Source organism: Flavobacterium psychrolimnae, assembly GCF_003312425.1.
In the GTDB taxonomy this organism is placed as follows: Bacteria; Bacteroidota; Bacteroidia; order Flavobacteriales; family Flavobacteriaceae; genus Flavobacterium; species Flavobacterium psychrolimnae.
The window spans coordinates 19,528-41,071 of record NZ_QNUX01000018.1 but is presented as its reverse complement, the minus strand read 5'-3'; the positions used below and the strand labels follow the sequence as shown (position 1 = coordinate 41,071).

Sequence of the window (21,544 nt, the reverse complement as noted above, 5' to 3'; positions counted from 1 at the left end):
TTAATATTTATATAGATAAAATGCCAAAGAATAAAGATATAGAATTAAGAAGTGAAGAGGTTCAAGAAATTCTTACACGTGTTCCGCATTGGATGATTCGTTGGGGTTCGATTGTGATTTTATTGATTTTATTATCACTTTTTTTTGTTTCTTGGTTGGTTAAGTACCCAGATGTAATTTCAACGGAAATAATTATTACAACCAATATTCCACCTGAAAAATTAGTGGCTCGAACTTCAGGAAAAATAGAAACAATTTTGGTACAGGACAAATCCATTGTAAAAGAAAATATACCATTGGCTATTATTCAAAATACGGCTAGTTATAAAGACGTCTTTTTACTAAAAAGTATTGTTGAATCACATTCAAATGGTAAAATATTTGATTTTAAAAAATTAGAAAATGCACAATTAGGAGATATAGAAAGTACTTATGCTCTTTTTCATGCGGCTTACATTGCCAATGAATTAAATACCAATTTGCAACCTTTTCAAGTTGAAGGTAAGGCGCAGAATTTAGAAAACGTTCAAATAAGAGAAAGGTTAAACCTTTTGCAGCAACAAAAAACTCTGAACGAAAATGAATTGCACTTGCAAAAAAGTGATATAAATAGATATGAAACTTTGTTCGATAAAGGGGTTGTGTCGGCGCAAGATTTTGAGATTAAAAAACTGGGGTATCTTCAAGCTGAGAAAGGTTATAAAAACTTATTGAGTAGTATTTCGCAATTAAAATCATCTTTGATCGAAAATAACAAAACCAGTAAAGGAATAAAAATCAACGGAACTAAAGAAGAAGTCAATTTAGAGAGTAGAAAATTGCAGTCCTTTTATCAATTGAAAAAAGTTATTAAAGATTGGGAATTGGCTTATGTGTTAAAATCGTCTGTTACTGGAATGGTTTCGTTTTTACAAATTTGGACAGAAAATCAAACTATATCTGCCGGGGATAATGTTTTTTCTATAATTCCTACAATTAAAAAAGGATATATTGGGAAATTAAAGGCGCCAACATTAAATTCAGGTAAAATTAAAATAGGGCAACAAATTAATATTCGATTGGCTAATTTCCCAGATAGAGAGTTTGGCATTCTTAAAGGACAAGTCAAGAATATTTCGCTTGTTCCAGACCAAGATGGTAATTTATTAATTGATGTTGTATTACTTGACGGGTTAAAAAGTTCCTATCAAAAAATGATTCCTTTTCAGCAGGAAATGAAAGGTTCTGCAGACATTATAACTGAAGATTTACGATTAATAGAACGTTTATTATATCAGTTTAGGGATGTTTTTAGGAGGTCATAAATAGTCCTAATCTTTTATTGTTTTAATTTTATAATTTAATTTTTTTAGAAAATTATCAAATTCTAATTACTCAATTCATTTATATTAAAATATCTATATTTTTTTCTATAGTGCAAATTCCAGTGATATTGACCACCCAATTCCAATTTAAAATGAGCACCTGATTCCAATTCAAAATGACCACCTAATTCCGGAGCAAAATGACCACCCCATTTTTCATTAAAAACTACTCTTTTTCATCTGTTAATTAGTATTCAAATATACTTAAATATTAGCCTTTGTTTATCCCTCTTTTTTTTCTCATGGATTCTCCATGTAATTGCAATTATGCAGGGAGTAAGTATTAAAACCAGCGTAAATCAACTTATAAGTTTGCTTCTAGAACGAATATTTGAGGATGTGCCAAATCAAGAAGTGCTCCATTTCATGGAAGCTGAAAACGAAGGTTTTATCTATAATAATGGTACGGATAAAAAAAACACCTTTCAGGGACAACATAAAAATGAAACTGTTGAAATAATCTTTGATACAATTCACAGCGTGAAAGGTGAAACACATACTGCAACATTGTATCTTGAGACCTTTACGAGAACATACGATCTTTCAAAGCTACTTCCTCTTTTAAACGGTAAACAAAACAGAACAAAAACATATGTAACTAATAATCGAAATAGAATGAAATTAGGATATGTTGCAATGTCGAGACCAACTGATTTTCTCTGCCTAGCTGTTCATAAAGATAGAATAGATATGAACATTGATTGGAATTTATTAGGATATGAAACGGTTGTATGTTATTAATTTTGAGATTTTTAAATGATAAGAAAAAATAAGCGAATGCAAATCAATAATTAAATTATAACTTTAGTTAAGAATAGTTTACCTATTTTAGGATTTGCTCCACTTTTTGTAACGCTTCATTGAAATTGAGTGCTTTGGACTGCGCGTTTATGTACCTGTTTTTAGATTTATCTATTAATTGATTAATGTGGAATAATTCATGATCTAAATTTTGCTCTTCAGCCCACAGTTTAATGCTCATAAGTTCGGCTTGCACCAAATCATAACTATGTTTCGTTTTAGATAAATTTGAAACATAGGCGAAAATAAAATTTCCTAATCCGCTAAACCCTATTTCATCCGAATCTCCGGTATAAATTTTATCAAATAAAGTTTTTAGAATATTAAAATCTTCTACAGCAGTATAATTTGCGTAGGAAGCCTGATTTAATGAAGGCAGCTTGTTTTTGTTTAAAAAGCTGGAAACATATCTCACTGCTGAAATTGAATTCAGTTCAAATAATATCGACAGGGCGGTGGAGCTGTAATAATTCTTTTCATCCTGGATTTCTGTTTCAAGATATTCTGAGGCTTTCTGCCGGCAGAAAGCCTGTTCAATTTTTAGATCCATTAGAATTTTTAGTGAAGACCAGCATTTGTGGCTTGTAACATCCAGGCAAAGATTTTTTAACAGCTCAAAATCTTTTGTAAGATTTACGTATAGCTCAAGTTTCTTTTCAATATTATAATTGTAATCAGGCATTAAGAAATGTTCCCTGATTTTTGTAAATGCTGCGCTTAAATTATGGTCAAGTGCATATTGGATATGAATATTTAAGGGCAGAAAAACCAAGTTTTTAGTATTGATATTGTCTATAATCCTTTGATTAAAAATAGGGTCATCATTAATTTTACGTTTTAGCCAATCAAGCCTGTCGTCACCTTCGTTTGAATTATTTACATCAACGAATTCAATGCAGTTTAAAAGAAACTCCTGGGGCAGGTCAAAATTAAATTTGATAATAAAAAATAATACTGTTTTAAGCTTGGGATAGTCCTCAAGTGCACCGTATCTATCTGCAGTAACATATCGTAATATCTTGTGAAAACGGATTTCCTTTGATGCTTTTTGGCACCATTGATTTAGTCTGTTTTGCTGTTCACTGCTGATTGAAAAATTGTTATGGGTATCATTTAATGCACCAATCTGTGATTTGATTTCATTTATTAAGGTAGCTTCATCTTCCAGAATAGGCTCGATATCTTCAAATTTCACTTCCGTACCCTGCTGATGGATGAGCCTTCTCAGTAAAGAGATTGCAATGTCTCCTTTACTGGCATGACCATTTTTACGGTACCAATCCGTTTCAATTTTTCGAATCATCTCTGAACTTATAGATGATCCGTGCTGTTCAAATAAAGATTTTATTCTTGAAATCAATTCGGATTTATGGAATAACAGGTCGAAATTCTGCTGCGGCAAACTCTTGAATTTTGCAACCAATTCATCATATTCCTTATCAGTTAAAAGCGATTCGTTAAACTTGAATCCTTTCTCCAGCATATTATTGTTGAAGTGCTCGGCAAGAGATCTTTTCCCGTGATTTGCCATTATATTTCTGTAATAATCAAGATTGCTGACTTCCATTGAACCGTCACTAAATTTATTGATAATTAATTCAATAGTATCCTCATTGGTAATGGACGCTAGAAAATGACCGACCCTGTCAAAAGAAAAACGGCTGATTAAGCAATCAAAAGCTTCCAACTGACTGCTGGGCTTTAATTTTAGAATTAAAGTTTTTAAAGCATCTTCTCTAAGGTAAAATTTTGTTGTATCAAGAAGTGAAGTAAGCAGTTCAGTAAGAAAAGATTTTTCCCTGTCTTCAAAATAAAGGCATCTGTTTATTAATTTTTCAATAAAATCATTACTGCTGTAGTCATCTTTTTCATCATCAAAATAATATTTTGCCAAAGTGATAAAATGAGATGATTTTTCTAATCTAAGTATTAATTCTTCAAGCACCCAGCTTGTTCCTCTTATTACTTCGTCCTTTACCGCTCTTTCATTATATCCTTTTTCCAGTAGAAACTCTTGTTTAATAAACCAAAAGAAAGTATCAATTTCTTTGCGGTATTCAATCAAAGAGAGCAGCGATCTATTGAGCTGCTTATTTGTTTCCTGTTTAAAGAGTTCAAAAATTTTATTTAAATACTTGGGATCTTGCTCACATAATTTTTGATCAGCAATACAATCCAGCACATGAGATTTGACCATTTCTGATTTTTTCGGGCTGGTAAGGAAGTTAAAAAAGAGGGTTTTAAGATTTTCTTTTTTATGTTCAGGTATTGTAAAATAGCTTAAAAGTTCCAACGCTGAAATGACTGCCCTAAAATGATTGTTTGGACCCGCTATGAATGAAACCAGATAGTCAAAATTGTCTTCGCAGTCTCCAAATTCGGCAATTTCTTTAATAGAGAAGGTTCCTGATGAAATCCAAAAAGTTTTTTCGATACACTCCGATTTAAAATAGTCCTGAAAGACTTTAACCCTGAAATTTACAGTCCTGCTTTTATCAGCCTTAATAAGCAATTCAGGATTGTTTACACTCAGCCACTCGATTAATGAATCGTATTTATCATCTTCGAGAATATTAATCAAAAAAGTGATTGTATTGAATAGTGTAGGGTGAGTCTTTTCTATTCCCTGAATCGAAATAAAACTTAAGATCTGCTCAAAACTCAGTTCACTGATGGCTGCTGCCGCAAAATACTCCTGATAATTCTTATGGATAAATTTAAAACTGCTTTTATCAAATGAATTTTCTATTAAACCCAGTTTTGCTAATTTTTTATATTTAATTCCAAAAAGGTCTTTGAGCTGCTTTTTATCAACACTTGTCTGTTTTGTCAGTTCTAAAACAAGCGATAATATTTTGTACACTTCCAGATCATCCTGAGGCAGTTCTTCTTTAATATCATTATAAATGCTGGAAATAGAGACAGGTAATTTTTTATGGTTTTCGTAGTATTTACCAAACATATTGAGCATAAAGGGATCCTGAAGTATATCCTTAAAATTGCTTCTGCTGATTTTATTAAATTTGCTTAATGGAATATTGTATTTTTTGTTGAGCAGTTCAAAACTTTGATCTGAATTGAAATTATCCAAATAAAATGCTGCCGGCTCCAAGGATTTTAGTTCATCATTGTAAGCATAGGTTCTGCAGGAAACAATTATTTTAAAACTTATATCCTTATATGCCAATAGATTTTCTATTACCTTGTTTAACCCGTTTTTAAATTCAAATTCATCCAAAGCATCAAGAAGCAGAACAATTTTTTTATTCAAAGCCCAATCGGCCGGTAAAAGATCATCTAGGGTGTCAAATTTTTTGATGCTGGATAAACTTACAAATATGGGGGTGATCTCAAATTTTGAAATGTTTTTCTCGAAGTACTTTGATACATTGATCAGTTCAGTGGTTTTCCCGCTTCCAGGTTCGCCTAACAATAAAACAAGGCTGTTTGTTTTAATTACATCCAAAAGGTTTTTATCCTGAAAGGAGAATGAAAATTTATTTGTTTTTAATTTCCTGCTGATATAAAGTTTAGATTTAGAAACTGATGCCTGTTCCAAATATTCCTTTCGTTTTTGAGACAGCTTGAAGTTTGGAATTTCACCTTTTGAGTAAAGCAGTTTTTCAAAGTAATCCAGAATGCTATTATGAGTATCAGAATCCATTTTAGCATAGACTTCACCCTTATAGACTTTGCAGAATATTTCTTCATTGAGAGACAAGATTTCCTTTATTTTATTATTTGGAGTTAGAATAATAATCTTAAAGGGATTAATTTTATTGAAATAATCTTCCAAATGTTTTGGATTTGAGTCTTGCGTACATTTGCTCAAATCAATTTTTGGAGACAAAAAAATAAATATTGAGTCCTTTTTTTCATAGGCCGATCTATCAAACTGCATTACTTTGGTAAGCAGATGTGCCTGTTCAAGTATGGATTTCTCATAATTTTTACACTCAATATATATACCCCGTTTGAAAAAAGCATTATTTAAAATCGCAACTTCAAATCCTACGTCAAAACCATGTTGAAAACCAGCCTTTTGAATCCAGTTATTATTAACCTGAATTTTTAATTGTTTGAATAAAAACATAAAAAAATCATGTGTAATTTTTTCAAAGCTGCTGCCTTTCTCCTGATTTGTCATAATTAATAATTTTCTCTCAAATATATTAAAATACTCCTTGCTGAGTACTACAATATTGTAGCTAAGCGAGAACATAGCAATACATTTTTTATGTACTTAAGAAAATAGGAGTGTCTTGATAGTATAAAGCGGAAAAACCGAAATCTTTTCGGTTTTTCCGCTTTTAGGCTTTTTCCCTTTTCTGCTTTTTCATCCGGGAAGGAATCTGATAGAGGTTTTTCTGCATGAGCTCCATAATGATTTTATGATGCGACGATTTGTTATTTTTCATACCACGGCACTGGGCTATCTCCATTTTGGAAAGGGAAACCTCGATTGTTTCGACGGGTTTATTGTCAATACGGGCTGAGAACAGCAGGGAATCTTTCTTTTTGAAATATTCATTGGTAAACACGCAATGCCTAAGGCTATCACCCTCTGTCATAAATTCGCCCACATTCTCCAATACCGAAATAGTGATTCCTGCCTCTGAAAAGCAAAGCCCGAAAAACTGTTTTTTCTCTTTAGCATAAACCTCCTGTGCCTGCTGAATTTCAAGGCGCATTTTCTTAAGGTGTTTTTTTCTCTGCAATTGCTGTTTTTTCTCAACCAATCTGTCATGCTCCAAGTTCAAATCAACAGGACAGACGAGCATGGCAGAGGTAATGTCTTTTTTAAACCAACGTAGAAGTTCGATGTAATCCTCCCAAATTTCAAAATCGGAAACTGCATAGTTGTTTTTGAGGCAGATTTTTACCGCCTGCCAATTGCGTTTTATGTGCTGATCGCCCGACTCAAGGTAATAGCGGAGCCATGAAACCTGTCCTGATTTAAGGAATGTTTCAGTGCAGGTATCTTTCAAAAGAGATGAAAGCAATACCTGAGGTAATAATTCATAAAACCCTCTTTTAAAGCCGTTTCGTTTTAAAACATTAAGTACTTTTAAGCGTGGATAAACCCTGTAGGGATTGATTCTGTATTTAGGGGAGTTTTGAAAATCCTTTGGGCGGATTTCAAGGGGCGAATAATACTGCCATGCATCGTAAGCGTGTGAAAAAACATTAGTACTGATTGACATGGTGCGCACTTCACCTTTCGGATTTATCCAATGCTGCATTACTTCGGTATGGGAATAGGTAGGCAGACAGCATTTCTTCATCTGTTTGGTCGAGCAGACAATGCGCACTATTTTAAAATCCGAAAGACAAGTCACTACTGCGCTGTATTCTATTTCCTTGAAATGTAACTGATTGCAAACATGCATTTTAAGTTTTCTTTTACAGTCAGAACAAACGGTAAATTTCGCAGACTGCTTTAGGGATTCGGGTTTACAAGCGTGCCCGCAGTCAAGACAGTGAAATTTTCCACGTGATAAAACGCCCCATTTCAGAAAAATGGTCTTTTCTGCCCATGTGTGTATTTCGGGGGTAATGGGTGCAAGGGATTCGCTTAATGCGACTATCTGTTTTTCTATGGCGGTATGCGGTTTCATAAGTCAAAAAGCGTTAAGGTTTTCTGTGCAGGTTTCGCTGTCTTCAAGACTACAGTTTCGGGTCTTGCTACTTGCGGAGTCATAATAGGGGCAGAATTGAATAGATCAGCCTTTATGGGCTGATTTACCACCACTTTGCAGTTGACAGGGGCAGGCGTACCAATACTGTCATCGTTATAATATTTTACCGCCATGTCAAAGATTTCCTGATTGTCAAAGGGGCACAATCCTGTTTTTTTGACCTCGCCGAAAATGTAATTGAAACAGCTCTCGATGTTTTTGGTTTCTTTGGCAAGATTATGAGCAAAGGCTGAATCGGCCTGCGCAGTTGTATTGAGATAATTCTCTATAGCGGTTTTAAAGTCGTCAGATGGTTTCATGATGGAAAAGTTTGATTAATAGCTATTGTTCAAAGACATCTCTGTAAATGCCGTAGCAGTACTCCTCAAAGCAGAGCCAGCATAAAAAGGTGTAGTGGGGCAGTTTATAGCGGTTTGCTACAGGCTCTCTGAATGCTTCTTCCAAATCATCCTTAATCCCTTCCAAATCTTCAAGGTGTTTGATGTAAAAATCCTTGCAGTCGCTGTGGTAGATAAATTCCCCTATCATACCGCTGATACAGCCCCCACGAGTCAAGTCTTCAAGGAAAGACTTCAATTGCTGTTTTTTCTTTCCGCTATAGCCGTCCAAATGGCTTAAAATGATTTCGTTGAATACATGGCTTACATCGTAATCCGAATACTCGTTTTTGTCTAAGGCTTTCATAATGTGATTTTTTTGCGCTTTGCAATTATTTTTCTACATTAGCTGTATGAACATAATTGAGATAATCGGCGCGTCATCTACCATCTTGGCAATATTTTCATTTTGCAATATCGATATGAAGACAACATGTCAATTTTTTAAAAAATTGATTTTGTTCCTACCGGAGGAATAAAACTGTGTTTTAGCACTTCAAAAAAAAATAATATAAGTAACATAAAAAATACAAGTAATATTATGTTATGATCTGTTCTTCCAGCATTTTAAATAATTTTACCTAAAAAGCTTTTGCATTCTGCTCGTTAAATTGAGCTAATACCGAACATACGTGACCAATATGCTTATAGAACTGTTAAATTAATAGGGGACTATGACAATTGCAGAGAGGATTGCTAAAGTGCTACGGCACGAGCAGGCATCGGTATGGTTCATCAACGACCAGTTCGGGTCCAAAATAATGGTGAAGCTGACCTCGCCTGTAATCAAAGAGATAATAAAGGGTTGTCGTGTGGAATTTCTTTTCGGAAGAGACAGTTCCAAAGATCCGGCTGTATTCCATTATGGGCTAAAGATCCATGACGATCCGTTAAACTTTACGGCAGTTCTTGGAACCAACTGCATGGACGATCAGCATGTTTCGCTGCAAGGGATCATGAACCGAAGCTATACCTACATCCATTTTCACAACGAACTTGGCTTCTGCATGGCAACGGCAAAGCTTGTATTCGCAACGGCGGCCCAGCTCAGGGTGCTCAATATGCTGGGCGCCATTGGGAAGCTCTATTGCGGCAGGATGAATCCAAGGGTTCTTGATTCCATAGACCGTTTTGCTCACAGCATCAAGCTGGAAACCAGAAATGACTCCCTATATGAAATGGAGTCCTTTGCGGTGGAGGTGGAGCTGAGCGAATGGAAAATATGGAAAAAATCAGTCATCACCCATGAAGATACGAACCATTTCAGTATCGACGACAGGGATGAGGGGAGCATTCTTGAAAAGGAAGTCGCTACTATCCTGGATGACCTTTTTAAAGAAAATCTCTACCTAAACCCCCAGATTGCACGTGCCAAGGGCTATAGGGAGCTTACCGACATTTTTGCATTTTATGGCAACGGCCTTTTTCTGATCGAAAGCAAAGCATTGGGCGTTATAGACAGGGTGGCCGGCAAGACCATGGAAAAGAAAGTCAGCGGACTCCAGAAGCAGATATCCTCAGGCATTGTGCAAGTGGCGGGGGCGGCAAGAAAAATCAATGAGGAGGCAAAAATATATGATAAAAAACTGCAGGAGATCAAGTATGAAAAGAGGGAGTTTCCTCACTGCATAGTACTGGTATCCGAACTTTTTGGATTTGGGGACTAGAAGAAGTAATAGTGGAAATATGCAGCGCCATGGTAGAGAAGAGAATTTATCTCAATGTGATGGATCTTTCTGAATTCATGCAGTATGTAGGCCACGCAAGGGGCAGCGCAGACCGCTTCAATCTGATGCTCATCGAGCGTGTGGAGGCGTTTGTAAAGCATGAGACCATCAATATGAAGCTTAATGTCACTTATGAGCAAGACAAATCTGAAACGTAGCGAATTCCAAAATGCGGTTTATTATTGCCGTTTCTGAAGTTAACATAAAAATTATCTTATGTTTTTTGGTTTTACAGCATCAAATCCAGCTGAAATAACAAATACATTAATAATATGAACTCAGCCTATTTATATGTTCGTGTAAGTACGGACGAACAAAAAAGAAAAGGTTACTCCTTGCCAGAGCAGGAGGACAGACTATTGAAGTATTGTAAATATTACGATATCGAAGTCAGAGGCATTTATCGCGAAGATTTCTCAGCGAAGAATTTCAATAGACCAGAATGGAACCAATTATTCTCAGAAATCAAAAAGAAATCATCAGGAGAAGATAAAAATATACTATCTATCAAATGGGATCGATTTAGTCGTAATATTGAATTTGCGTACGAAATGATTGGAAAGCTTCGGAAATCTAAAACAACAGCAAAGGCTATTGATCAGCCAATTGATTTCTCTGTGCCGGAAAGTACTGTTATGCTCGCTGTATATTTAGCAGTTCCAGAGCAGGATTCGAACCAATAAGCTGGAACCCGTGCCTATACTGCATTTTCAACTATTTATAAACTAATGTGCCACGATTTTGCCACAAAACTTAATATGACAATTTTTAAGTAAATTATTGAATTGACTTGTTTAAAATGAATGCTGTAATTCATGTTTTGAAAATCAAAATTAAGTAATTTTATGATAATCCAAAAAGTTTATTTAATATTTTTTCAGTTTAACGCTGATTTAATATTTTTTACTAATAGTGTCCTAAACGTTTTCTTGAATCAATTGTAATAATTTGAAATACAGAAAAATACATTGCTTTTTGATGGAAATGCGTATCGAGCCCAAGAATAAATGTGATTGAAAATAATATTTATTTTGATTAACAACGATTTAATGAATAGAAGAACCGAACAAATGAGTCATTTTCCCATTTGTCCTGACAAGTAATATCATATTTTATAATGTCAATTTTAACGCATCATTCAATCGTAATGCTACATTATCCCAATTAATAATATTAAACAAAGCATCCACGAAATCGGTTCGTTTGTTTTTGTATTTTAAATAATAGGCGTGTTCCCAAACATCTATAACCAATAAAGGAATGGCACCCCATTGCGTTAGTTTTTCGTGGTTTTCGCATTGTAAAATTACCAAACTATCGCTGTATGGTTGATATGCCAAAATTCCCCAACCATTGCCATCTACATTTTTTGAAGTGGCTGCAATTAAGATTTTAAGTTTATCAAAACTCCCAAAACTTTTTTCTATTCGCCGCAACAAATCACCTTGCGGTAACGTGTTTTTATTAGTAAGGTTTGTCCAAAAAATCGAATGTAGTATATGTGATGAAAAATGATGTGATAATTTTTTTGTCCAAAAATCAATGGTTTCCAAATTGTTTTCGTCCAATGCTTTTTTTATCATTTGCAAATCTTTGTTTGCCCCTTTTACCGCACCACCGTGATGAAAAGTATAGTGTAGATGCAAGGTTTCGGCATCCATATAGGGTTCTAAAAAATTTTCACTATACGGAAGCGTTTGTTGAATATAATTGCCGTTTCCATCAACCAATTTATCAATTGAATTGTCCGCTAAATTTTTGGCAAATGCATTATTTGTTGGAAGAATTAGCGAAGCTGCACCTAATAAAGTGCTCGATTTTAAAAACTCTTTTCTGTTCATAGTATTAATTTTATAAAAACCCCAACAACTGCTGCTGCCACGATAATATAAGGTCCTTGAATTTTCTTGATATAAAGTAAAGCAAAAATTGTTGCAATAGCTATTAGTGTTGTTGGAATATCAAAAATACTTCGGGAAGCAATTACTCCAACCTCACCTACCAAAGCCCCAACAACAGCCGCAGTAATAACATCTACAAAGGCTTTGATTGATTTATTCTGCGCAATTTTCTTAAAGGATGGAGCAAAAGTAACCGTAAATAGATAACACGGCAAAAATGTGGCTAAAGCTGCAACCAAAGCACCTGGAAAACCAGCAACTAAATAGCCAATAAAGCCAACAGGAATAACAACTGGGCCAGGGGGAATCATTGCAACTGCAACCGCATCAACAAATTTTTGTTCCGTTAACCATTTATTTTCTATTACTACTCCCGAATGTAAAAAAGGAACTATTGCCAGTCCACTGCCAAATACAAATGCTCCCGCTTTGGCAAAAAAGAGGGCAATCTTCATAAGAGTAGAATTGTCATAGCTCCTAAAGCCCATTTGCAAAAGAAGAATAGAATTTGCCGTTTTATTATTGAACCATTTTGGTGGTGCTTTGACAAACATATATATAATTCCAGCCAATACAAATAACAAAACTTGTTCCAGTTGTGTAACCAATGTCACAACTATGGCAACTACAAAAAAACAGCCACAATAACCAATTCGTTTTAAAAGAGGTTACATTAAATTTGCCGATAGATTTTATCGTTAGTTTATAGGAACTCATTACAATAATACCAATAACAGCTGCACCTACGCCATAAAAAACAGCTTGTATCCAAGACAATCCTCCGTATAACTTGTAAACGATTCCTAAATAGTACCACCATTATGAAAGAAGGCAAAATAAAGGCAAAACCAATCAACGTTGCCCCTAAAAAACCACAATGTACAAATCCAAGGTAAATGGCTAATTGTGCCGCTAACGGACCCGGTGCTAATTGCGCCAGGGCTAAGCCTTCTTTATATTCATCTTCTGAAATCCATTTTTGATCTTCGACTAAATCCCGGTGCATATAACCAACCAATGCTACTGGACCACCAAAACCAATTGTCCCTAATTTCAGGAAATAAAGAAGTAACTCTTTTAAACTATATTTTGGATTTTCTTTCATAAACAAGATGTTCTAAAAGGCTATACCAAATTGGAAACCTACTTTAAAATTGGCCGGATGCTCATTGCCAAATCGTACTGGTAATGGAATAGCAACATAATAGCTACTGTTGGTATTTTTTATTACAGTTTTGTTGAATACTGGAGTTACTCCATATCTGCCATTTGTCTCAAAGGCAACTCTACCCGCAAATGTGTAGTCTTTACCTAATGCTATCAACACGCCAGGATGAAATAATAAATTATTCATTTTACTAGCTAGTCCCATCTTCTGCTTTTATATTGGGTACAATTTCAAATGAGAATCCAATTTTAGAGCTTTTCCAGATGTTAATTCCTGTTGGAAAACCAACGGCGTAATAATCTCTAAAGTTTAAAGAAGTTTGATTTTCAGCGAAAGTTACTACTAGGATGAACTACACCAAAATAGCCCGTAATTTTTGGATAGGTTGTTTGTCCAATAGCAGCTATAGAAAATACTAATAAAGCAGGAAGCAGAAAATGTTTAAAGGGAATCATATAGTTTGTGTTTTATTACAAAACTATAAAGGTTAAATAGGTATAAATAGTATGTTACTTACTTTTTGTATCTGGATTACTTTTTTGTGTATTTTTTCGATAGGAAGAAGGATTTTTTCCTCTACTCTGCTTGAATATTCTCGTAAAATGACTTTGATCTGAAAACCCAGTCATGTAGGCTATTTTAGTAAGCGTATAGCTTGAATTTTGAATAAGAGTAATTGCTTTTTCAGTTCGTAATTTCCTAACATAATCCCCAAAATTAAGATTTTCAAAATACTTTGAAAACTCTCTTGATAAATAGGAAGGATTCAGCTCTAAATCATTAGAGATTTTTTTTAGGTCAAAAGTAAATTGGGTGTCTATTTGATCTGATATACTACCACAAATGAAATTGATCCATTTCTTCCATCAGATGCCCATATCCCTGGACTCGGATAAAATAAAGGTCGTTTAGTGAAATATTGCTTATTAAAAACATTATTCAAACTTGCTTTAATTTCAAATTTGGAATTTATTCTTATCGTTGAATTGAGATCAAATATTCCATATGAAGGAACTAAACCAATTGCTCCGGTTGCTGTTGGCGTAAGTGTATTTAATGCATCGGCAAAACTTGTGGCTGTATAACTATAGAGTCCCGACAAACTTAATTTCCAATAATGAACTGAAATTCCATTTCTGGAAATTATATTTGGTACACTTTCAATTTTGTTGTCTTCAATATTTACATTTGAATTTCCTGTTTTAAGATTTCCTGTTGTGTAGCGACCATCCATAAAGGAGGTTGAACTAAATAATGACATTTCTATTTTTTTATTTAAAACCCAGTTAATCTCAATAAATATTTCAATTCCTTTGGTTAGAGAATTTCCAATATTTGTTCTGTATGTATAAAAATTTCCTTCATTATCAGTTAAAGCCAAAGTTCCAAAACGGTTATTGTATTGAAGTAAAAAACCTGTAACGTCCCACTTTTAAAGATTTCCAATTTCCTCTAAACCTTAATTCTGCATTATATCCTTTTGCATCTTTAATGTTCTCATCTACTTTTTCGTATATAGAATTTGGAACAATGTCTTTGAAAAGCATGGGCCTATATACTTGTGAGAACCCTCCATAAACCTGTGAGAAATTTGTGGGCTTACAGCTAAAACTTGCTGCAAATAACGGAAATTTATGTTGTATACTTGCTGGTATTTCATTTTGAGGGTAATAGTTTATTGTTCCTGACATTTTACTTTCACCAATTTCATGCATTATTAATTCTATATGCGGGCACAGTTTAGCATGTCTAGTCTTGGATGGAGCTCCTGAAAATGACAGAGATCTCATCAACAACTAAATTTTATTTATGCTGGAAAACACCAAATTATCAAGAAAAGAAATGATTTTTGTCTCGTCTTTATTTACCCCAAAATCGGTAAGTGAAGGCAGGTTGTTCATGAAAAAATTCTGAAAATGCGCCATTTCAATGATAGTGGAAGCTAATGATTTAGGGTATTTGTATTTCGGATTGCATTCTGAAATTAAATCTCCAATAACGGCACAAAGATCTTTGTATGGTTTAAAAAAATGGTGTCTATTGTCTTCGCTTACATGCTTTGTTAAGTATGCTTTTGAACCTTCTGAAATAACAATTTGATGCAATAGGCTCTCGTTGACATAACTTGTTTTTTCATCATGTTTTACTGTTGTGGCTAACAATTTAATTACCATTTTTAATCTAATTATGGGGTCACTAATGTTATTGGTATTAAAGCCTATCTGGTATTCAAGCCAACTCCAATACCAAGCTACAATATATAACAGCAAGCGATGTTTGTTTTCAAAGTATCGGTAAATACCCGCTTCGGTTGTACCAATGTCTTTTGCTAATTTTTTAAAGGTGAACGCTTCAAATCCATTTTTATAGATTAATTCAATGCTGTGTCTAATGATTTTTTTGCCTAACTCCGACTGTTCAGGGTTGCGCAGAAATAATGCTTCATTCATTTTTATTTGTAACTGTAACTCCATTTTAATCCTTGTATTGATTGGTCTTCGTATAATAAATTGCTAAAAAGAAGATGTCTCATCTTTCTTTGGCAAATATAGCTAAAAATTATTTTACAATTATTAATGATAGTATTGCTATCATTAATAATATTATATCTATCTTTGTCGCGTTAATCTAAAAGATATAATCATGTTGCTAATTCGTAAATTACAGGAATTGCCAGACCCAATTAATAGTTTTGAATTAATATATTAATATATAAAGGAAATCCAAAAAATTTATCGAATAATTAGAAAAGTAAAAAACTAAAACCTAATAATTAAGTATAAAATGAAAAATCAACAAGTCTTTAAATTAATAGATGGGGTTTTTACTCCGGTAGAAGCAGGGAAAGTATTAACTGCATTAATAAACAGTAAGATTAACCACCATAATCTAGAGGATTTTAGCAATCATATTCGTTTCAATAATGACATCACTCACTCCAAAAAAAGAGTAGTGGAACTTAACGAAGCTAAAGAAAAAATTAAAAATTTAGTGGAAGTTGCAGAAGCAAATGGATTAAATTTGGTTGTAAATAGTACGATTGAAATAAGTTTTAAAGAATAACTAATATGTTTCAAGGTAGAAAACCTCTTATAGCAACCAAGCATAAAAAAGAAAATGTGATTGCACCGATTTTTGAAAAAGAATTAGGCATTATTTGCTTTGTCTCTGATAAATTTGACACTGACATATAGGGAACTTTTTCGGGAGAAATTGTGAGAAAAGATAGTGCATTAACGACTCTTTGCAGTAAATGTCTCCTTGCGATGAAAGAAAATGATTGTGATTTAGGGAGTCCTAAATAAAACTACTACAAAAAGAACTGTTTTATTTAAGAAATAACATAGATGAAAAAAAATGGAATTTAAAATTGGAAGCAGTAATTAAAATAGAAAAATGAATCAATTAGTAATAAAAATAGCTATTTCACTAGTCGCAATGATTGTTTTACTTGTTATGGCTTTAACAACACATGACGTAATTAACAGTGAACTATTTGCGTCTTTTGCCATAATACTTGGAGCATATTCTTCTAATCAGTTATCAAATAAAAACAACCAAAATTATGAATAGAATCGAAAATTTAACACTTATTGACGGTAACTTCTCGGAAGTTGAGGCGAAGGAAATTTTAATTAGTATTTTTTCTTCCAAAATAAATTTCCATAAGATAAAAAATTGGAGTTCACAGGAACGATATGGAGAAGACGATGAAATTGCTCAAAAAAGAATTCCTGAGCTAAAAAATGAGATTGAAAAATTGCAGAAGATACTATCGGAGGCGAAAGCCAAAAACAAGAGATTGTTAGTTAGTTCACAAATAAACATTTCACTTATTGACAATTAGTAATTTATGTTCAAAGGTAGAAAACTTCTTATAGCAACTAAGCATAAAAAAGAAAACGTGATTGCCCCGATTTTTGAAAAAGAATTAGGCGTAAGTTGCTTTGTCTCAGATAAATTTGATACTGACACATTGGGAACTTTTTCGGGAGAAATTGAGAGAAAAGATGGCGCGGTAACGACTCTTCGCAATAAATGTCTCCTTGCTATGAAAGAGAATGATTGCGATTTAGGTATCGCCAGCGAAGGGTCTTTTGGGATGCACCCCACAATTTTTTTTGCCCATGCCGATGATGAATTTTTAATTTTTATTGATAAAAAAAATGAGTTAGAAATTATAGTAAGAGAACTCAGTATGGATACCAATTTCAATGGCAGCGAAATTAAAACTGAAGTCGAGCTACTGGAATTTGCTGCTAAAGTAAAATTTCCATCGCACGGACTTATTTTAAAACCATCGGAAAAGGATATTTCGAAAATAGCTAAAGGAATCACTGATGAAAAGATTTTAAAGGAAAGCTTTAATGAAATGATGAAAGAATTTGGGAAAGTATATGTCGAAACCGATATGCGCGCACTGTACAATCCAACACGAATGAAAGTGATTGAAACAGCGGTATTAAAATTAGTAAAGGCAATTCAGTCGTTATGTCCTATGTGTGAAACACCTGGATTTGTGGTTTCTGATGCCAAAATGGGATTACCGTGTGAATGCTGTAATTCGTCTACGCGTTCTACTTTGAGTTTTATTTATACTTGTAAAAAGTGTAACCATACTTCTGAGGAATTGTATCCACATAAAAAAATGACCGAAGATCCTATGTATTGTGATTTTTGTAACCCTTAAAACGAATTATGACAATGGTTTCAAAAGACATATCAAAAGCTGCCAAGATTTTAGTCCAAGAAGATTTGGTTGCCATTCCTACAGAAACGGTTTATGGGTTGGCTGGAAATATTTACAGCGAAAAAGCCATAAAAGCGATTTTTGAAATGAAACAAAGACCTTTTTTTAATCCTTTAATTGTTCATATTAAATCAATCGAACAATTAGACGAATTAGCAAAAGATATACCGAAAAAAGCTAGATTGTTAGCTGATAAATTTTGGCCGGGACCTTTGACTATGGTGTTGAAAAAACAAGAAGCGGTTCCCGATTTAGTTACTGCAGGAAAAGATTCTGTGGCTATTAGAATTCCAAATCATGCTACAGCTTTGGCATTGTTGGAAGCATTAGATTTTCCATTAGCTGCTCCAAGTGCCAATCCTTTTGGGGCAATAAGTCCAACAAATGCTTTGCATGTTGCGGAATATTTTAGTGAAAAATTACAGATGGTTTTAGATGGAGGCGATTGCCAAAACGGAATAGAATCTACGATAATTGGTTTTGAAAATGAAGAACCGATATTATATCGATTGGGTTCTATTTCTGTGGAAGATATTGAAGAAGTTATCGGGAAAATCCAAATTAAAAACAAAAAAGAAAACGCACCAGATGCGCCTGGAATGTTATCACGACATTACGCACCAGCAACCACCACTTTTTTAGAAAGTGATGTAGCGCAATTCATCAGGGGATTTCCAGATGAAAAAATCGGATTGTTACTTTTTAAGGAAAGGATCGAAAATGCTACTGTTTTTCATCAAGAAATTTTATCCAAAAAAGGAGATTTAAAAGAAGCTACCTCACATTTGTATGCTGCAATGCATCGATTGGATAAAATGGACTTAGATATGATTGTTGCGGAACGATTTCCGGATTTTGAATTAGGAAAATCCATTAACGACAGATTAGAACGTGCAACAAAAAAATAAAAATAAAAGATGAATTTAGATTTACTACTAGATAATTTAACAAATCCGGCTTTATTGTTTTTCCTTCTTGGTATAATTGCCACAAGATTGAAAAGCGATTTAGCAATTCCAGACAATACATCCAAGTTTATTTCTTTGTATTTATTGTTTTCTATTGGATTTAAAGGCGGACAAGAATTGGCGCACAGTGATTTTCATATGGAAATCATTTGGGCAGTCTTATTTGGGATATTAATTGCGGTTGTCATTCCTATTTATTGTTTCTTTATCTTAAAGCAAAAGTTTAGTGTTGAAAATTCGGGTGCAATTGCGGCAGCATATGGTTCGGTTAGTGCGGTAACTTTTGTAACAGCAGTAACTTTTTTGGAAATTCAAAAATATACTTTCAGCGGACATATGGTAGCCGTAATGGCATTGATGGAAGCACCAGCAATAATCATCGGAGTAATTTTAATTAGATTATACAACAAGAAAGAAGTTAGTTCCAGTAAAATGAGTTCTGTCATAAGACATTCTTTAACCAATGGAAGTGTTTTATTAATTCTTGGAAGTTTGGTGATTGGTTTTTTAGCTAGCGAAGAACAAGCTATGGGAATTAAACCCTTTACCACTGATATTTTCAAAGGGTTTTTAGCAATTTTTTTATTAGACATGGGTATTGTAAGTGGAAGAAAATTAGACGATTTCATTAAAAGTGGATGGTCTACCTTGGTATTTGCCATTGTAATACCGCTGATTAATGGGGTAGTAGTAGCTTTTTTAAGTCAACTAGTGACTGATGAGGTTGGCAACCGATTTATTTTTGCCATTCTAGCAGCAAGTGCTTCCTATATTGCGGTTCCTGCTGCCATGAAAATTGCAGCACCAAAAGCCAATCCAGGTTTATTTTTGCCTATGGCATTAGCCGTTACCTTTCCGTTTAATATTACTTTTGGAATGCCTATCTATTTGTCTATTATTCTTCGTTGTTAAAAAATAATAATTGTAATCACTAATAGAATAAAAAAACTATCAACCAAATCAATCAGTTCATTTGTTGTAAATTAGCAATAATAAATTAAACCTTATATAACCATTGAAATTCAAATCATAATTTTACTTTCATCATTAAATAGATTTAGAAGTTATTTTAAAAATTGATATAGTCTAAACATTAAATATATTATTATGAAAAAACACTTTTTGATCGCTATTGCATTGTTATTAATTCAAAATATCACACATGCACAAACAGAAAAAGCTAACAAAAAAAAGGCTAGAACTCTAATGGCAATTGATTCTGTTAAATGGAGGGTTGACCATTATATTGTAAATAGGGATTCTGCTTATGCAAATCCTCGTTACGCACTTAAAAAACTCCAAGGGGGTAACAGACGATTTATTGAGAGCAAAAGTATACGCCCAAGACAAGACATTAGCTTTATCAAAAAATTAGAAAAAGGACAAGAACCATTTGCTACAATTGTAGGATGTTCAGATTCACGTGTTCCAAATGAATTAATTTTTGACCAAGGTTTGGGAGATTTATTTATTATTCGTACAGCAGGTCAAGTTTCTGCGGCTGCTTCTTATGGTAGTATGGAGTTTGCTGTTTTAAAATTAAATACAAAATTAATAGTTGTACTTGGTCATACAGAATGTGGCGCGGTTGATGCAGCAGTTAAACGTCCTGAAAACGTACCTGGTCATATTGTTACGCTTATCAACGAAATAAAAGGAGCAGTTGCAAAATCCTCTCATATTGCTGGTAATGCTACTAATAATGCTGTGAGACAAAACGTAATTGACCAAGTAGCGGATCTGAGAGACTTGGACCCAATATTACACAAAAAATATATTGATGGCGAAATTTTAATAGTGGGTGCCGTATACGATATTCATACAGGGAAAGTAGAATTTCTGGAAGAAACTCTATTAAATCTGCCACAAAATAAGTCTAAACAATAATATTGAACTATATGATTGCCGCTTTAGAAACAACTTGGTATTAGTTACGGACAGTCATATTTATTTTTATTCTAACACTATTTCTACACAATTATACTTATTCGCAAGAACAGAGATTGTCTGACCATAATAGTATTGGCTGGCTTGCCTATACCGGCACCTTAAAAATACATCCAAAAATTGCTTTGCATACCGAATACCAATGGCGCAGAGTAGATGGGCTAAAAAATCCGCAACAAAGTTTGCTGCCAACAGGGGTGAATTATGCCCTGAGAAAGGATGTAAGTTTAAATGCAGGTTATGCTTTTGCCGAAACGGATCCTTATGGCGATTATCCAAATGCAAATGCTTTCTCTGAACATCGCATGTATGAGCAAATAGTTTTGAAAAATCCAATAGGAAAAGTGGAGGTGTCCCATCGGTTTACCTTGGAACAACGGTTTCTTGAAAAATTCATTACTCAAAATGGAGTAACTAACACAGACTGGGTTTTCCTGAACAGGATGCGATACAGGTTAAGAACGGAGATTTCTATATATAAAAATAGTACCGACAATAACAGCGTGAGCATTATTTTATTGGATGAGGTGTTTGTCGGTTTTGGTAAAAATGTCGGAGCGAATGTTTTTGATCAAAATAGATTGGCTGCTTTAGTCGGTTATAAAGTAAATAAAAATGTAAAAATTGAAGCAGGTTATTTGAGTCAGATTTTGCAACAAGGAAAAAGGGTAAATGACAAATCGGTATTTCAATATAACAATGGATTTATGCTTACCACGCATTTGTCTTTTGATGCCGTGAAATAGTCGTGTAGCTTATCTAAAATTAGAAACTTTCAGTAAAATCAAATGTCATTTCTTTGAATATTAGGGATGAATTCAAATAACAACCAAAAGTACCAC

At 33.8% G+C, this 21,544-nt stretch carries 27 protein-coding genes and 1 pseudogene; 14 read left to right on the top strand and 14 right to left on the bottom strand.

Going from position 1 to position 21,544, the window contains the following annotated elements; translation table 11 throughout:
• Positions 1–20 precede the first annotated feature (20 nt).
• Together DR980_RS15470 and DR980_RS15465 are read left to right on the top strand one after the other, a co-directional pair.
• Positions 21–1,304 (top strand): HlyD family secretion protein, encoded by a 1,284-nt coding sequence (locus DR980_RS15470; RefSeq protein ID WP_113637782.1) that lies wholly within the window; start codon positions 21–23, stop codon positions 1,302–1,304.
• A gap of 372 nt (positions 1,305–1,676) precedes the next feature.
• Positions 1,677–2,105: a hypothetical protein gene (locus DR980_RS15465; protein ID WP_167400574.1), complete on the top strand. Its 429-nt coding sequence runs from the start codon at positions 1,677–1,679 to the stop codon at positions 2,103–2,105.
• Positions 2,106–2,187: 82 nt separating this feature from the next.
• Here DR980_RS15465 and DR980_RS15460 read toward each other — a convergent pair whose 3' ends face one another.
• The 5 genes and pseudogenes from DR980_RS15460 to DR980_RS15445 all read right to left on the bottom strand — a co-directional run bounded on the left by DR980_RS15460 (position 2,188) and on the right by DR980_RS15445 (position 8,548).
• Positions 2,188–5,256: a hypothetical protein gene (locus DR980_RS15460; RefSeq protein WP_146779253.1), complete on the bottom strand. Its 3,069-nt coding sequence runs from the start codon at positions 5,254–5,256 to the stop codon at positions 2,188–2,190.
• Positions 5,257–5,829: pseudogene (locus tag DR980_RS16685) on the bottom strand (NACHT domain-containing protein); the annotation flags it as partial.
• 646 nt (positions 5,830–6,475) lie between these two features.
• Positions 6,476–7,783, bottom strand: coding sequence for a PcfJ domain-containing protein (locus DR980_RS15455; protein WP_113637775.1), 1,308 nt, complete (start codon positions 7,781–7,783; stop codon positions 6,476–6,478).
• Complete coding sequence (locus DR980_RS15450) at positions 7,780–8,163, bottom strand: PcfK-like family protein (protein WP_113637773.1); 384 nt, start codon at positions 8,161–8,163, stop codon at positions 7,780–7,782. The genes DR980_RS15455 and DR980_RS15450 overlap by 4 nt, the downstream gene beginning before the upstream one ends.
• A 22-nt stretch (positions 8,164–8,185) precedes the next feature.
• Positions 8,186–8,548: a DUF7222 domain-containing protein gene (locus DR980_RS15445; RefSeq protein ID WP_113637771.1), complete on the bottom strand. Its 363-nt coding sequence runs from the start codon at positions 8,546–8,548 to the stop codon at positions 8,186–8,188.
• Positions 8,549–8,915: 367 nt separating this feature from the next.
• On the opposite strand from DR980_RS15445, the gene DR980_RS15440 reads away from it, so the two are divergent.
• From DR980_RS15440 to DR980_RS15430, 3 genes are all read left to right on the top strand, one after another.
• The gene (locus DR980_RS15440; RefSeq protein ID WP_113637769.1) at positions 8,916–9,908 is read left to right on the top strand and encodes a hypothetical protein; all 993 of its coding nucleotides are present in this window, start codon (positions 8,916–8,918) and stop codon (positions 9,906–9,908) included.
• Positions 9,909–9,937: 29 nt separating this feature from the next.
• Positions 9,938–10,126, top strand: coding sequence for a hypothetical protein (locus DR980_RS15435; RefSeq protein ID WP_146779252.1), 189 nt, complete (start codon positions 9,938–9,940; stop codon positions 10,124–10,126).
• A gap of 114 nt (positions 10,127–10,240) precedes the next feature.
• Positions 10,241–10,651: a recombinase family protein gene (locus tag DR980_RS15430; protein ID WP_244199322.1), complete on the top strand. Its 411-nt coding sequence runs from the start codon at positions 10,241–10,243 to the stop codon at positions 10,649–10,651.
• 429 nt (positions 10,652–11,080) lie between these two features.
• Here DR980_RS15430 and DR980_RS15425 read toward each other — a convergent pair whose 3' ends face one another.
• The 9 genes from DR980_RS15425 to DR980_RS15395 form a co-directional block, all read right to left on the bottom strand.
• Positions 11,081–11,809: a superoxide dismutase gene (locus tag DR980_RS15425; RefSeq protein WP_113637765.1), complete on the bottom strand. Its 729-nt coding sequence runs from the start codon at positions 11,807–11,809 to the stop codon at positions 11,081–11,083.
• On the bottom strand, positions 11,806–12,483 hold the full coding sequence (chrA, locus tag DR980_RS16580; protein WP_233206887.1) for a chromate efflux transporter: 678 nt from the start codon (positions 12,481–12,483) through the stop codon (positions 11,806–11,808). The genes DR980_RS15425 and chrA overlap by 4 nt, the downstream gene beginning before the upstream one ends.
• An 89-nt stretch (positions 12,484–12,572) precedes the next feature.
• Complete coding sequence (locus DR980_RS16575; RefSeq protein ID WP_233206888.1) at positions 12,573–12,974, bottom strand: chromate transporter; 402 nt, start codon at positions 12,972–12,974, stop codon at positions 12,573–12,575.
• Between the two features lie 12 nt (positions 12,975–12,986).
• Complete coding sequence (locus DR980_RS16570; protein ID WP_233206889.1) at positions 12,987–13,241, bottom strand: bL27 family ribosomal protein; 255 nt, start codon at positions 13,239–13,241, stop codon at positions 12,987–12,989.
• Positions 13,242–13,363: 122 nt separating this feature from the next.
• Positions 13,364–13,492, bottom strand: coding sequence for a hypothetical protein (locus DR980_RS16635; protein WP_255409050.1), 129 nt, complete (start codon positions 13,490–13,492; stop codon positions 13,364–13,366).
• A gap of 54 nt (positions 13,493–13,546) precedes the next feature.
• On the bottom strand, positions 13,547–13,825 hold the full coding sequence (locus DR980_RS15410; RefSeq protein WP_394335943.1) for a helix-turn-helix domain-containing protein: 279 nt from the start codon (positions 13,823–13,825) through the stop codon (positions 13,547–13,549).
• A gap of 29 nt (positions 13,826–13,854) precedes the next feature.
• Positions 13,855–14,418: a TonB-dependent receptor domain-containing protein gene (locus DR980_RS15405; RefSeq protein ID WP_099715203.1), complete on the bottom strand. Its 564-nt coding sequence runs from the start codon at positions 14,416–14,418 to the stop codon at positions 13,855–13,857.
• A 13-nt stretch (positions 14,419–14,431) separates the two neighbouring features.
• On the bottom strand, positions 14,432–14,827 hold the full coding sequence (locus DR980_RS15400; protein WP_099715204.1) for a hypothetical protein: 396 nt from the start codon (positions 14,825–14,827) through the stop codon (positions 14,432–14,434).
• Positions 14,828–14,833: 6 nt separating this feature from the next.
• A complete protein-coding gene (locus DR980_RS15395) occupies positions 14,834–15,487 on the bottom strand; it encodes a TetR/AcrR family transcriptional regulator (RefSeq protein ID WP_233206890.1) in 654 nt (217 codons plus the stop codon).
• A 334-nt stretch (positions 15,488–15,821) separates the two neighbouring features.
• Between DR980_RS15395 and DR980_RS15390 the strand changes: the two genes are divergently transcribed.
• The 9 genes from DR980_RS15390 to DR980_RS15360 all read left to right on the top strand — a co-directional run bounded on the left by DR980_RS15390 (position 15,822) and on the right by DR980_RS15360 (position 21,448).
• The gene (locus DR980_RS15390; protein ID WP_099715206.1) at positions 15,822–16,100 is read left to right on the top strand and encodes a hypothetical protein; all 279 of its coding nucleotides are present in this window, start codon (positions 15,822–15,824) and stop codon (positions 16,098–16,100) included.
• 5 nt (positions 16,101–16,105) lie between these two features.
• Complete coding sequence (locus tag DR980_RS16630) at positions 16,106–16,231, top strand: hypothetical protein (protein WP_262510255.1); 126 nt, start codon at positions 16,106–16,108, stop codon at positions 16,229–16,231.
• Between the two features lie 202 nt (positions 16,232–16,433).
• Positions 16,434–16,610: a hypothetical protein gene (locus tag DR980_RS16390; protein ID WP_158234597.1), complete on the top strand. Its 177-nt coding sequence runs from the start codon at positions 16,434–16,436 to the stop codon at positions 16,608–16,610.
• Positions 16,603–16,884, top strand: coding sequence for a hypothetical protein (locus DR980_RS15385; RefSeq protein ID WP_099715207.1), 282 nt, complete (start codon positions 16,603–16,605; stop codon positions 16,882–16,884). The genes DR980_RS16390 and DR980_RS15385 overlap by 8 nt, the downstream gene beginning before the upstream one ends.
• Positions 16,885–16,890: 6 nt before the next feature.
• Complete coding sequence (locus tag DR980_RS15380; protein WP_099715208.1) at positions 16,891–17,727, top strand: DUF6671 family protein; 837 nt, start codon at positions 16,891–16,893, stop codon at positions 17,725–17,727.
• Positions 17,728–17,735: 8 nt separating this feature from the next.
• Positions 17,736–18,695, top strand: a complete 960-nt coding sequence (locus DR980_RS15375; protein ID WP_099715209.1) for an L-threonylcarbamoyladenylate synthase — start codon at positions 17,736–17,738, stop codon at positions 18,693–18,695.
• Positions 18,696–18,704: 9 nt separating this feature from the next.
• Positions 18,705–19,667, top strand: coding sequence for a sodium-dependent bicarbonate transport family permease (locus tag DR980_RS15370; RefSeq protein WP_099715210.1), 963 nt, complete (start codon positions 18,705–18,707; stop codon positions 19,665–19,667).
• A gap of 195 nt (positions 19,668–19,862) precedes the next feature.
• Positions 19,863–20,642 (top strand): carbonic anhydrase, encoded by a 780-nt coding sequence (locus DR980_RS15365; RefSeq protein ID WP_199074795.1) that lies wholly within the window; start codon positions 19,863–19,865, stop codon positions 20,640–20,642.
• Between the two features lie 116 nt (positions 20,643–20,758).
• Positions 20,759–21,448, top strand: coding sequence for a DUF2490 domain-containing protein (locus DR980_RS15360; protein WP_158234598.1), 690 nt, complete (start codon positions 20,759–20,761; stop codon positions 21,446–21,448).
• Positions 21,449–21,544 lie beyond the last annotated feature (96 nt).